The following is a 12,233-nucleotide window of genomic DNA, read 5'->3' on the forward strand; positions in this document are numbered from 1 at the left end:
GCAGCAGCGGGCCCCAGCCTCACACCGAGGCTGGGGCCCGCCTGTGTCTAGCCAACCTTGAGCGATTTCCTGGCTAGAGGTTTGCGCCCGACGGGGGTTTGCCTCGGTGGTGGAGGTGGCACGTATGTCGCGTGCTCAGGCATCAGGAAAAGGGAGCGTCGGGCTATCGCGTCGCCCTTGTCGTCGAGCTGGTAGCAGTCGATCCAGCACCAACCGTCATAGGTGATCCAGTCGAGTTTCCTGATGACTCGGACGGTGATGGGGATCATGAACTGAACGCTTGCCGCCCGGTCGAGCCGTAGGAGGTCACCGGCCTTCATCCGGCCTTCCTTGCACGCCAGGTCTTCAAGGTCCTGCCTGCTTCGCTCAGCCTGGGGCAGAAGCCGACGGGCGTGCAGCTCGGGCAACGTCCGCGGTTGTGAAGGTCAACGATGAACCCCGCCATGATCACCATGAAAGGCGGTTCGGGTCGATATTCCTCAAGCATCGTGCCGCCCGTCTCGCTGGTTGCGACGCTTGAGCACTTGCCGTCTGGTGCTGACCTCGTCCGGCTTCTCCCCTGGCGCGGGAGAAACGCACGCTACGGGCTGATAGGCGGAGCGCTCAACGACGTCGATCGGCTCATCAGGTCTCTGAAACCACTTCCAACGGCGCACGGTTCTGCCTCCCGAGAGTCCCTGGGTGGCCGGCACGGAGTGCCTACCCCTAGATCACTCTGCGTGCCGGCCACACTCGCAACCGTAAGCCTGTCTATGCAGCCTGTCTATACAGGTACTGTTCGTGTCGTGGCAAGTGAGGGCTCAAGAAGATCGGGAGTACGGTGACGGGCGTGCCTACCCCGCACGTAACACCCCGCCGATACCGGCTGGTTGCCGACGAACTGCGCCGCCGCATCGAGGCTGGCGTGATCCCACCTGGCTCGTTGCTGCCCAGTGAATCGACCCTGATGGCTGAGTTCTCAGTCGCACGGGGAACCGTTCGGGAAGCCCTGGCGCTGCTGCGGTCCGAAGGCTTGGTTCTGACCGAAGTGGGACGTGGAACCTACGCCAGGCCGGTGATGCCTGTGCGGAGACTCGCTTCTGAGCGGTATCGCAAGGAGCTTGAGCAGGTTCGTAGTGGTGAGCTTGGTACGTCCTTCACCGCTGATCAGCAGGTCGACTGGGCTGCGTACAGCCTGGACAAGGACTTCCGCGAGGTGCCGGCTACCGAGGCGGTAGCAGAGTTGTTCGGCGTAGAGCCAGGCACGATGCTTCTCGAACGTCATCTCCTCTTCCGCACTCATGGTGCGCCGCAGCAGATGTCCGTCTCATGCCTACTGCTCGACATGGTCGCTGGCACTCCGGTTGCCGATCCTGATAACGAGCCATGGCCGGGCGGCAATACGTCGCAGCTCTACAGCCTCGGGCACACCATCACGGGCGTCCGTGAACGTCCACGATGGAGGCTGCCTTCGTCTGATGAGGCTGAAGCCCTACGCATTCCTGCCGGGGTTCACGTAGTAGTGATCACTCGACAGACGTACGTCGGTGAGCGGGTGGTCGAGGTGGCACACATTGTGAGGCGTGCCGACCTGGTCGACTTGGACTACTGGATTGATCTCAGTTAAGCGTCGCGCTGCCGAGTTGACCAGGCGGTGCCGGCGAACGTGGAGGTGGGGGAGTTGGTGGCACAGCGGTTCGCGCCGGGTGACGTGGTCGTCCGGCGTGAGATCCTGCGCGGCGAGGTGTGGTTCGGCTGTCCGACGATCTGCGTCGAGGACTCGCCCGACCTGCTCGCCCTCTACCTCCCGCCGGGGGCGGAGTTCGGCTTCCCGACGACAGGCGTCTTCCCGTGTGGCCGCCACCCGTGGGAGACCGCCGGGCACCGCTCGTGGTCGGGGCACGGCAAGCTGATGCTGCAACGCCCCGGCGAGGCGCACTCGGTCGACGTGTTCTGGACCGGCCCCGGGCGTGACTTCGCCGGCTGGTACTTCAACCTCCAGGACCCGTTCCGGCGTACGCCGATCGGGGTGGACACTCTCGACCACGAGCTGGACCTGTGGTGGGGCGCGGACGCCGACGCCTACGTCTGGAAGGACGTGGAGATCTTCGCCGAGCGCCTCGTCGAGGGGCGCTACCCGGGCATGGGGGATGCCATCCAGGCCGAGGGTGACCGGATCGCGGCGTTGCTCGACGCGGGGGAGCGCTGGTGGGACCCGGCGTGGGCGACGTGGCAGCCCGACCCGTCCTGGTCGGCGCCCCCACTGCCGGCCGGCTGGGACCAGGTGCCGCCCGCTTAGTGAACGCGACGGGCGTCGGCGTCCGGTCAGGACACCGACGCCCGCCGGGGCTGACGGCTCAGCCGATCGTCTCCCGCTCCCGCCACGCGGTCCGCAGGGAGGTCCGGCCGTTGGTGCGCAGCAGCGAACCCTCGTACACCCGGGCGCCGGCGAGCAGGAACGCGCCGGCGGCGAGCAGCAGGATGAGAAGCGAGACGACCGGCTCCCATCCGGCGGCGTCACCCGTGAACAGCCGCAGCGGCATAGCCGTGGGCGACGAGAACGGCAGGTAGGACAGCACCCGCATCGCGGTGTCGTTGTCGTTCAGGAAGATCACCGCGAAGAACGGCAGCATCACGGCGAACTGCACGGGCGTCGACACCGCCGCGATGTCCTCCTGCCGGTTGGCCAGCGCGCCGGCCGCCGCCCACATCGCCGCGAGCAGCACGAAACCGACGAGGAAGAACGGCACGAACCAGCCGATCGCCGGGGCGAGCAGGCTGAGCAGACCGCCACTGTCGCCCATCTGGAGCCCGATCACCGCCACCACCGCGATCAACGCGATCTGCGCGAACGCCAGGATGGCGCCGGCCACCACCTTTCCGGCCAGCAACGCGCGTACCGGCACGGCGGCGACCAGGATCTCCACGATCCGGGTCTGCTTCTCCTCGATGACGCTCTGCGCGATCTGCACCCCGAACGTCTGCGAGGTGATGAAGAAGACGAACGCGAAGACGAACGGCACCAGGAACGCCACCACCGGGTCCACCGCGTCCGGGTCGAGCAGTCGTACGGTGGGCTGGCTGCTCAGGGCCTTCACCACGTCGTCGGGGGCTTCCTCCATGGCCAGCACCGCCGGTCCGGCGACCACCGCGGCGTCCACGTCGTCGTCGCGGACGGCCTGCTCGGCGGCCCGGTCGTCGGCGACCACCCGGACCTCCAGGCCGGCGGCGCGCAGGGGACCGGCCGCGCTCTCGGTCACCGCCACCGTGGACGGCCCGCCGGAGAGCAGCGGCGGCAGGATGGTGCCCGCCGCCGCGATCAGCAGGAAGAAGAGTGTGCCGAACAGGAAGGTGCGGTCGCGCAGCTTGACGCGGATCTCCCGTTCGGCGACCAGCCGGGTGGCCTGGGTGATGTTCACTGGGTGACCTCTCGGAAGATCTCGGTGAGCGAGGGGCTGACCGGGCCGAAGGCGCGCACCGGACCGCGCGCGAGGGCCGCCTGCAGCACGGGCTGTTCGTCGGCGCCGGCCGGCAGGTCGAAGACCACGCGCGGGCCGTCCAGCTCGACCACTGTCACCCCGGGTTGGTCGCGTACCCAACCGGCGTCGTTCGCCACCACCAACTCGTAGCGGGGCACTGTGTACGAGTCGCGTAGCTGCTGGCGGCCGCCGGCGGCCCGGATCACCCCGTCCGCGATGATCACCAGGTCGTCGCAGAGGCGTTCCACGACGTCGAGCTGGTGGCTGGAGAAGAGCACCGGCGCACCGGCCGAGGCCCGCTCCCGCAGCACGGTGACGACGGTGTCGACAGCGAGGGGGTCGAGGCCGGAGAACGGCTCGTCGAGCACCAGCACCTCGGGGTCGTGCACGAGCGCGGCCGCGATCTGCGCGCGCTGCTGGTTGCCCAGCGACAGCGTCTCCAGCAGGTCGTCGCCACGTTCACCGAGGCCGACCCGGTCCAGCAGAGCGTCGGTGGCCCGCCGGGCGGCGGGTGCGTCCAGGCCGTGCAGCCGGCCCAGGTACGTCACCTGCTCCCGGGTCGTCATCTTCGGGTAGAGGCCCCGCTCCTCCGGCATGTAGCCGAAGCGTCGCCGGTCCTGGCGGGTCAGCGGGGCGCCACCCCAGCTCACCTCACCGGCGTCGGGGGCGAGCACACCCAGGATGATGCGCATGGCGGTGGTCTTGCCGGCGCCGTTGGCGCCCACGAAGCCGGTCATCCGGCCGGCGACCACCTCGAAGGACACATTTCTGAGCACCTGCCGGTCGCCGAAGCTGCGGTCGATGCCGTCGAGGCGAAGCGATCTGGTCACGGTCCCACGCTAGATCGAATACCCCGCCCCGCCGTCCGCCCGATGGGTGAGCGGGCGGTCCGCCGTGCGACGGATGGTGGTCACCCGCCGGGCCGGACCACCCCGTTCTCGTACGCGAACACCACTGCCTGCACCCGGTCGCGCAGGCCGAGTTTGGCCAGCACCCGACTGACGTGTGTCTTCACGGTCGCCTCGCCCAGGTGGATGGCCGCGGCGATCTCCGCGTTGCTCGACCCGGCGGCGAGCAGCACCAGCACCTCCCGTTCCCGTGGAGTCAGACCGGCCAGCGCGGCGTCCGCCTCCGGCCCCCGGTGGGCGGTGCCCGCCGGGTCTCCGGGACGGGCGAACGTGGAGATCACCCGGCGGGTGATCTCCGGGGCGAGCAGGCCATCGCCCCTGGCCAGCACCCGGATCGCCTCGATCAGCTCCTCCGGTGTGCCGTTCTTCAACAGGAAACCGCTGGCTCCGGCCCGCAGCGCGGCGAACAGGTAGTCGTCGCGGTCGAAGGTCGTGAGGATCAGCACCGCGGGCCCACCGGGCCCGTCGGCGGTGAGCTGCCGGGTGGCCTCCAGGCCGTCCATCCCGGGCATCTCCACGTCCATGAGTACGACGTCGGGGCGGGTGGCCCGGGTCATGACGACGGCTCGTTCGCCGTCGGCGGCCTCGCCGACCACCTCGATGTCGTCCTCCACCTCCAGGATGACCCGGAAGCCGGTGCGGACGAGATGCTGGTCGTCGGCCAGTAGCACCCGGATCCTCTGACCCGGATCCGACGTCTCGTGGGTTGGGGCGGCGCTCATGCCGGGAGCTTCGCGTCGACGGCCGGCTGGCGTTCGTGGCGCGGTTCCGGCTCGTGGCGCGGGTCCCGTTGGTCGTGCGGCTCCCGCCGGTGGTGCGGTTCCCGTCGCGCGTCGCCGGGCGGGTCGGCCGTCGCCAGCGGGAAGCGGGCGCGTACCCGCCAGCCGCCGCCGGCCCGCGGCCCGGCCTCCAGGTCGCCGTCGTGTGCGGCGACCCGTTCGCGCATCCCGATCAGGCCCAGCCCGACGGCGGCGACCCGGCCGCCGGCTCGTCCGTTGTCGGTCACGTCCACCTCCACCTCCCGGGCCAGGTAGCGGACCCGCACGTCCAGCAGGTCCGCACCGGCGTGCTTCAGGGTGTTCGTCACCGCCTCCTGCGTCACCCGGTACACCGCCTGGGAGACCGACTCGGGCAGCGCGACCGGGTCGCCGTACACCCCGAGGGTTGCCGTCAGGCCCGCGGCCCGAGCCCGTTCGACAAGCTCGCCGATCCGGTCGACGCCGCCGCCGGCCGGCGGCCCGGCGCCGACGGTGCCGGTGGTCCGCAGCACGCCCAGCATCCGGCGTAGCTCGTCGACGGCGGTGCGGGCGCTCTGCTCGATGGCGGTGAGCGCGGTGCGGGCCTTGCCGGGGTCGCGGTCGAACACCCGGCGGCAGGCGGACGCCTGCACTCCCATCACCGACACGTGGTGGGCGACCACGTCGTGCAGCTCCCGGGCGATCCGGACCCGTTCGCCGAGCACCGCCCGTTCCCGGGACTCGGTCTGCGACCGACGCAGGTCCTCGGCCTGGGTGCGCAGCTCGTGTTCGCGGCACGCGGCCACCCAGGCGGTCTCACCGAAGAACCACGCGAAGCCGAAGACCAGCACGTTGAGCAGGGCGCCGGTGACTATCGCGGCGAGCACGGGTGGCACCGGCCCGACCGCGTCGTCGAAGGTCCCGGGTGGAATGTGGTCGATCATCGTCGCGTAGTAGATCCCCAGCCAGGTGAACATCGTGGCGATCACGCCGATCCGCGCCCGGCGGGCCCGTCGACGGTCCTGCCCCCAGGCGCCGACGGTGTAGAGGGCGCAGAACAACGCCCAGGCGGAGCACTGGGTCTCCGGGGCCGATCGTGCCTGCGCGGCGATGAACGCCATCGAGACGATCAGCAGGATCGCCACCGGCCAGCGCCGCCGCCAGATCAGCGGCAGCGTCACCGCGACGGCCCAGAACAGCTGCTCCGCCCCGGACGGCGGCGGGCCCAGCAGGAACGCCCCGGTGCTGCGGGCCAGGGTGAGGCTGACCAGCGCCAGCGCGCTCATCCCCAGGCCGATCCAGAGGTCGTGGCGGCGCTGCCGGGCGGTCGGAGCCGGACGGCGCCATTCGTCTCGCGGTGCCACGGTCATCCGGGAACGATGCCACGCCGCCCGACACGGCCGGCGAGTGGGCGGACCGGTGCCGTCGGACCGGGCCGACGGGCGGTGGCCCGACGCGAGGTACGCGCCGGGCCACCGGTGTCGGGCGTCGGTCACGCCGTCTGACGGCGGGTCTTGATCGCGGTGTCGACCAGGTCCCAGACCACGACCGCGACCGCGCCCACCGCGATGGCCAGGCCGAGGGACTCCCGGTTGTCCGCCTCGGCCAACCAGGTCAGGCGCAGGCCCAGGGCCGGGTTGAGCAGCCGGTCGGTGAGCGCCAGCCACACCAGCGGCACCGTGAACGCCAGGTCGAGCAGGACCTTGGTGCCGAACAGGGCCCAGGTCCAGCGCCCGATCCGGTACTTGACGACCTCGAAGATCACGCTGGCGACCAGCACGACGATCAGCGCCGGCAGCCAGAACGACCACAGGTCCGGGTCGAGGATCGGAACGTTGTCGCCGTCGGTGCTGGGCACCCAGGACTGGAAGTGCTGCAGGAAGACGTACCCGATGGTCGCCACCGACATGATCACCGACGCGATGGTGTCGGCGAGCGGGATGCCCCGGCGCACCGGCGTGTCGGGCAGGTCGTCGAGGTTCCACTCGGGCACGTCCACACCCGACTGGGAGCGCTCGATGAGGACGAAGACCAGGGTGAGCCAGAAGCAGATGTGCACTGTCACGTGCAGGGCGACGACGAGGCCGGGTCCGATGGCCCCGAAGCCCTTGCCCTCGGCGGCTTCGACGACGGTGACGACGGTGCCGGCGAGCGCCGGGATGAAGCTGAGCAGCAGCTTCAACAGCCGCAGCCAGAGCAGGTAGTAGGTCGGGCCGATGAGCTGTAGTTGGCGGTCGGCGTACCGGGCGGCCAGCACGTCCGGGTTGCCCAGCTCGGTGAGCACCTCCCGCTCGGCGGTCACGGGGTCCGCGCCGCCGTCGGTGCGGCCCTCGATCATGTCGTCGATGGAGGCCCGCAGCTCGGTGGCGATCTCGTCTCGGCGCTGGGCGGGCACCGAGCGCAGGGTGGCGGCGAGGTAGCGGTTGGTCAGGGTGTTCATCGGTCCACTCCTTGGATCAGCCCGGTGATGGAGGCCTGCACGGCGGCGAGGTCGTCGAGCATCCGGCTCAGCATCGACTCGCCCTCGTCGCTGGTCCGGTAGAACTTGCGCGGTCGGCTCTCCGCGGTGTTCCACTCGCTGGTCAGCAGCCCCTGGTCCTCCAGGCGGCGCAGCAGCGGGTAGAGCGTGTTGGCGTCGACCGGGAAGCCGTGGTCGGTAAGCCGTTGCAGCAGTGCGTAGCCGTAGTCCGGTCGGCGCAGCGCGACCAGGCTGGCCACCACGACGGTGCCTCGACGCAACTCCTGTAGGTGCGTCCGTAGAACGTCCTCGCTAACCATGTGTCACACCATACTGTGTGTCACACAGTGTTGTCTAGCGAGACATCATCGTGTCGGTCGCAGACCCGTGCGCCGGGCAGCACGCGGGGCGCCCGGCGACGAACCGGACGCCCCGACGGTGACGCTGCTCAGCAGGCCGGACCCTGCCGGAAGTTCCGCTCGACGAAGCTGGCCGGACCGACCTGGAAGTAGCCCACGCCCGGCCGGATCGGGTGCCCGGTGAACAACTCCACCCGCGAGCCCACCCGCACGAGGTACGCCTCGGCGTCCCCCGCGTCGTTGCGGATCAACGAACCCCGCCGGCCGTAGATCTCCTCCAACTCGGCGAAGGACATGCCGACCGCCGCCCCGGCGGGGGACCGCGGCGGGGCGGTGGCCGTACCCACCTCCACCAGCCGGCCGTCGCGGAAGGCCAGCACGAACACGCCGGCCCAGGAACCGGTCGAGCCGGCGTGCACGACCCCGCCGCAACTCGGCGCGGTCCAGTCGATGTGACCGTTCGCGGTGAGCGTGCTCAGGCTGGCGCCGATCCGGTACACACCGGCGCCGGCGACGCTGAGCACCTGCGGGTGGCTGTGCTCGACAGCGGCGGCGAGCGGGCCGCGCGCCGAGGCGGGTGCGGTGCCGCCGGTGCGGGGCGCTGCCGCCGCCGGGCCGGCGGCGGTCACGCCGACGAGCGTGCCGAACGCCAACGCGGCGCTGGTGAGCAGGATCGTGGGACGGTTCATGAGGGCTCCTTCGGTGATGGGTCTCCTGCCCTGTTAGTCACCGCGCCGGGGCCAACGGTTCGTCGGGTTCGCGACCGACCCGGTCTACTCTCCAGAGAAACGCCGGCCGGGGGTGACGCGGTGACGGCTCCGCAGCGGATCGGCCCGTACGCCGTCGAGCGACTGCTCGGCGTCGGCTCGTTCGCGACCGTCTGGCTGGGCTACGATCCGCTGCTCCACGGGCACGTGGCGATCAAGGTGCTGGCCGAGAACTGGAGCCACGACCTGCGGGTCCGGGAACGGTTCCTGGACGAGGCCCGGTTGCTGCGCAGGCTGGAGCACGAGCGGCTGATCCGGGTGCACGCTCTCGGTGAGTTGCCCGACGGTCGGCCGTACGCCGTCCTGGCCTGGGCCGACGGCGGGAGCCTGCGGGACCGCCTGGCCGCCGGTGAGATCCCCACGCCTGCCGCGTTGCGGCTGCTCGGCGAGATCTGCGCCGGAGTCGCCGTGCTGCACCGGCACGGCGTCGTGCACCGCGATCTCACCCCGGGAAACATCCTGTTCCGCTCCGCCGACCCCGCCGACGCCGAACGGGTGCTGATCGCCGACCTCGGCCTGGCCAAGGCGCTCGCCGCCGCCTCCGGCCTCACCGCCCGCGCCGGCACCCCCGGCTACATGGCCCCCGAACAGGACGACCCGGGCGCGGTGGTCGACACCCGCGCCGACGTGTACGGGCTCGGCCGACTCGGCATCCGGCTCCTGGGCACCGACCCGCCGAGTGCCGCCGCCGGAACCGACCGACCGCGTGTTGCGGCCAGGCCCGACCCGCCGCGTGCTGCGGCCAGGCCGGACCCACCGCGTGTTGCGGCCGGACCCGACCCGCCGCGGCACGCTCCGGAGATGCGACTGCGGGAGGACGTGCCGCCGGCGGTCGCGGCGGTGCTCGCCCAGGCCACCGCCCACCACCCGGCCGACCGCTATCCCGACGCCGCGGCCCTGCACGCCGCGTTGGCGCGCGCGAGCGGCCCGGTGGGACGACCTGCCGCGCCGGCCCGCGCGAGCGGCCCGGTGGGACGACCTGCCGCGGTGGGTCCCGTGCGGCAGCCGCCGGCACCCCGGCCGCGGGGCCACCGCTCCTACCGGTCGCGGCTGGCCGGGGCCGCCGTCGTGGCCACCGCCGTCCTGGGCCTGGTGGCCGCCGAGCCGGGTGGCGTCGGGCCGGATCGCCCGGTCGGCGGCACGTACACGACCGGGCCGCTGACCGTGACGGTGCCGCCCGGCTGGTCCGCCGCGGGTGCGACCTGGGCCGGTCAGTACGGTGCCGACGGCGAACCAGAACCGGCGCTGGTGATGTCGCCGCAGCCCCGCCGCTGGGCCGCCGATCCCCGGCTGCCCGGCGCGTTCGTGGGCCTCTCCGCCAGCACGGCGGCCCGCGCCACACCCGCCGGGTTCCTGGCCGAGCGGACGCACGACGACTGCACGCAAGCGCCGGCCCGTGCCACCCGGCAGGCCGGCGTCGAGTGGACCGTGGTGGCGTACCGCTGCGACCGGGGTCGGCCGCAGATCGTCGAGTCGGCCGCCCTGCACCCCGGTCGACCCGCCCTGGTGTACGTGCAGATCGCCCCGCCGGCGGAGAGCGGACCCGACTTCGTGGACACCCTGCTCGCCGGCGTACGCCTGCGGTAGGCGCGCTAGCGGACCACCACGGTGATGGTGTGCTCCCGGCCCTCCTGGGGGATCGTCACGGCGACCGTGCCGGGTCGCACGAAGCGGATGTCCACCACGCCCGCCTCGTACTGCTGGGAGACCAGCTCGGGGTGGTCCACGGTGACGAGGCCCGGCCCGATGCCCTGGATCCGCAGCACCGCACCGGTGGCGAAGCAGAGCGATTTCAGCAACTCGATCTCGGTCTCGGCGAGCGGCAGGTCGTAGCGGACCGCACCCTGGCAGGCGGGCGTCACGTCGGTCGGCGGGGGAGTCGTGCGGGGCGTACCCCTTGTCCTGGTCGGGATGGGCGGCGGCGGCACGGGCCGCCCGGCGCTCGACGGCGGCCGGGTGGGCGACCCGGTGCGGCCGGTTGCCACCGGCGTCGTCGGCGTCGTCGTGCCCGCCGACACCGACACCGACGCCGCTGGCGAGGACGGACCGCGGGGCTGGGCGGGCAACGGCGAGACCGCGTCGGTGCCGCAGGCGGTGACCGCCACGGTCGCCGCGACGGCGGTGACGGCGGTGGCGACGGTACGGCGCAGCGAGATCATGCGGCCCCCTCTCCGGTCGCGATCGCCGATGGCTGGCTCAGCTGCCGAGTCGTTGCCGGACCTGTCGGCGGGCCAGGTGCAGCCGGGACTTCACCGTGCCCACCGGCACGTCGAGCAGCGCCGCGATCTCGGGGTAGCTCAGCCCGAGGACGTCGCGCAGGGCCACCACCTCGGCCAGGTCGGGGCGGACGGCGTCGAAGGCGTCGAGCAGGTCGAGGCGGGTGCCCGCGACCACGCTCGTCCGTCGCGGGTCGGCCTGCTCGGGCACGGGTACGCCGCCGGCCTCCACGCGCCAGCGGCGGCGCAGCGTGCGGTACGTCGAGCGGGCCCGGTTGGCGGTCAGCCGGTGCAGCCAGGTGCGGAACGAGGAGCGCCCCTCGAACCGGGTGATGCCGTTGGCCAGCGCCAGCAGGGTGTCCTGGCAGGCCTCCTCGGCGTCCTCCCGGTTGGGCAGGAACCGGGCGCACAGCCGCAGCACCTCGGGGCGTACCGCGAGCAGCAGGGCGTCCAGCGCCGCCGGGTCGCCGTGCGCGGCGGACCGGGCCAGGGCGTCGATGTCGTCCGCGTCGGGCATGCCGGGTGTCCAATGCTCGCCGGTGCCGATCCCCGAGCGTACGACCGGTGACGCCGGTGCGCCCCCGTTCGGTCCGGCACCCGACGCCGTCCCGTGCGCTACTCGAAGCGGGACACGTCGCCGGCGCCCCGGCGCAGGATCTCCGGTTCCGGGCCGGACAGGTCGATCACCGTCGTCGGCTCCTTGCCGCAGTCGCCGGCGTCGAGCACCGCGTCGAGCTGGTGGTCGAGCCGTTCCTTGATCTCCCACCCCTGGGTCATCGGCTCGTCGTCGCCGGGCATCACCAGGGTGCTCGACACCAGCGGCTCGCCCAGCTCGGCCAGCAGCGCCTGGGTGACTGTGTGTCGGGGTACGCGCACCCCGACGGTGCGCTTCTTCGGGTGCAGCATCCGGCGGGGCACCTCCTTGGTGGCCGGCAGGATGAAGGTGTAGCTGCCCGGGGTGGACGCCTTGACCAGGCGGAAGACCGAGTTGCTGATCTGGACGAACTGGCCGAGCTGCGCGAAGTCCCGGCAGACGAGCGTGAAGTGGTGCCGGTCGTCGAGGTGGCGGATCTGGCGGATCCGGTCCAGCCCGTCCGCGTTGCCCAGCTGGACGCCGAGCGCGTAGCAGGAGTCCGTCGGGTAGGCGACCAGCCCACCGCCGCGGATCAGGTCGGCGACCTGGCCGATGATCCGGGGCTGCGGGTTCTCCGGGTGCACGTCGTAGTACCTCGCCATGCTGATGAGCCTAGGCTCATTTGCCGTCCCGCGGAGACGCGGGCTCGGTGGACTGCCCGGCTGACGAGACGAGGGCCACGGCCGTCGGCGCGGA

General features: G+C 71.9%; 14 protein-coding genes. 3 read left to right on the forward strand and 11 right to left on the reverse strand.

What is annotated here, in order from left to right; translation table 11 throughout:
* Positions 1 to 47: 47 nt before the first annotated feature.
* Entirely contained in the window at positions 48 to 320 is a 273-nt protein-coding gene (locus ACPXBU_RS10640; protein WP_425757908.1) for a hypothetical protein, read from the reverse strand.
* A gap of 509 nt (positions 321 to 829) precedes the next feature.
* Here ACPXBU_RS10640 and ACPXBU_RS10645 point away from each other — a divergent pair.
* Together ACPXBU_RS10645 and ACPXBU_RS10650 are read left to right on the forward strand one after the other, a co-directional pair.
* On the forward strand, positions 830 to 1,606 hold the full coding sequence (locus ACPXBU_RS10645) for a GntR family transcriptional regulator (protein WP_425757909.1): 777 nt from the start codon (positions 830 to 832) through the stop codon (positions 1,604 to 1,606).
* A 27-nt stretch (positions 1,607 to 1,633) separates the two neighbouring features.
* Positions 1,634 to 2,278, forward strand: a complete 645-nt coding sequence (locus ACPXBU_RS10650; protein ID WP_425757910.1) for a DUF402 domain-containing protein — start codon at positions 1,634 to 1,636, stop codon at positions 2,276 to 2,278.
* Between the two features lie 58 nt (positions 2,279 to 2,336).
* On the opposite strand, the gene ACPXBU_RS10655 is transcribed toward ACPXBU_RS10650, so the two are convergent.
* From ACPXBU_RS10655 to ACPXBU_RS10685, 7 genes are all read right to left on the reverse strand, one after another.
* Complete coding sequence (locus ACPXBU_RS10655) at positions 2,337 to 3,398, reverse strand: ABC transporter permease (RefSeq protein ID WP_425757911.1); 1,062 nt, start codon at positions 3,396 to 3,398, stop codon at positions 2,337 to 2,339.
* Entirely contained in the window at positions 3,395 to 4,288 is an 894-nt protein-coding gene (locus ACPXBU_RS10660) for an ABC transporter ATP-binding protein (RefSeq protein WP_393367712.1), read from the reverse strand. Before ACPXBU_RS10660 ends, ACPXBU_RS10655 begins: the two co-directional genes overlap by 4 nt.
* 80 nt (positions 4,289 to 4,368) lie before the next feature.
* Positions 4,369 to 5,088, reverse strand: coding sequence for a response regulator (locus ACPXBU_RS10665; protein ID WP_393367714.1), 720 nt, complete (start codon positions 5,086 to 5,088; stop codon positions 4,369 to 4,371).
* Positions 5,085 to 6,473 carry a sensor histidine kinase gene (locus ACPXBU_RS10670; RefSeq protein WP_425757912.1) on the reverse strand — a complete coding sequence of 463 codons (1,389 nt, stop codon included), beginning with the start codon at positions 6,471 to 6,473 and terminating at the stop codon, positions 5,085 to 5,087. The genes ACPXBU_RS10665 and ACPXBU_RS10670 overlap by 4 nt, the downstream gene beginning before the upstream one ends.
* A 122-nt stretch (positions 6,474 to 6,595) precedes the next feature.
* Positions 6,596 to 7,543, reverse strand: a complete 948-nt coding sequence (locus ACPXBU_RS10675; RefSeq protein WP_425757913.1) for a permease prefix domain 1-containing protein — start codon at positions 7,541 to 7,543, stop codon at positions 6,596 to 6,598.
* The gene (locus ACPXBU_RS10680) at positions 7,540 to 7,881 is read right to left on the reverse strand and encodes a PadR family transcriptional regulator (protein ID WP_425757914.1); all 342 of its coding nucleotides are present in this window, start codon (positions 7,879 to 7,881) and stop codon (positions 7,540 to 7,542) included. Before ACPXBU_RS10680 ends, ACPXBU_RS10675 begins: the two co-directional genes overlap by 4 nt.
* A 128-nt stretch (positions 7,882 to 8,009) precedes the next feature.
* Complete coding sequence (locus ACPXBU_RS10685; protein ID WP_425757915.1) at positions 8,010 to 8,609, reverse strand: hypothetical protein; 600 nt, start codon at positions 8,607 to 8,609, stop codon at positions 8,010 to 8,012.
* Positions 8,610 to 8,729: 120 nt separating this feature from the next.
* Here ACPXBU_RS10685 and ACPXBU_RS10690 point away from each other — a divergent pair, with 120 nt between their 5' ends.
* Positions 8,730 to 10,274, forward strand: a complete 1,545-nt coding sequence (locus ACPXBU_RS10690; protein ID WP_425757916.1) for a protein kinase domain-containing protein — start codon at positions 8,730 to 8,732, stop codon at positions 10,272 to 10,274.
* A gap of 5 nt (positions 10,275 to 10,279) precedes the next feature.
* Here ACPXBU_RS10690 and ACPXBU_RS10695 read toward each other — a convergent pair whose 3' ends face one another.
* The 3 genes from ACPXBU_RS10695 to ACPXBU_RS10705 form a co-directional block, all read right to left on the reverse strand.
* Positions 10,280 to 10,846, reverse strand: a complete 567-nt coding sequence (locus ACPXBU_RS10695) for a hypothetical protein (RefSeq protein ID WP_425757917.1) — start codon at positions 10,844 to 10,846, stop codon at positions 10,280 to 10,282.
* Positions 10,847 to 10,883: 37 nt separating this feature from the next.
* Positions 10,884 to 11,420: an RNA polymerase sigma factor gene (locus ACPXBU_RS10700; protein WP_425757918.1), complete on the reverse strand. Its 537-nt coding sequence runs from the start codon at positions 11,418 to 11,420 to the stop codon at positions 10,884 to 10,886.
* Between the two features lie 98 nt (positions 11,421 to 11,518).
* The gene (locus ACPXBU_RS10705) at positions 11,519 to 12,139 is read right to left on the reverse strand and encodes an L-threonylcarbamoyladenylate synthase (protein WP_425757919.1); all 621 of its coding nucleotides are present in this window, start codon (positions 12,137 to 12,139) and stop codon (positions 11,519 to 11,521) included.
* Positions 12,140 to 12,233 lie beyond the last annotated feature (94 nt).

The organism is Micromonospora sp. DT231 (genome assembly GCF_049847025.1).
Taxonomy (GTDB): domain Bacteria; phylum Actinomycetota; class Actinomycetes; order Mycobacteriales; family Micromonosporaceae; genus Micromonospora.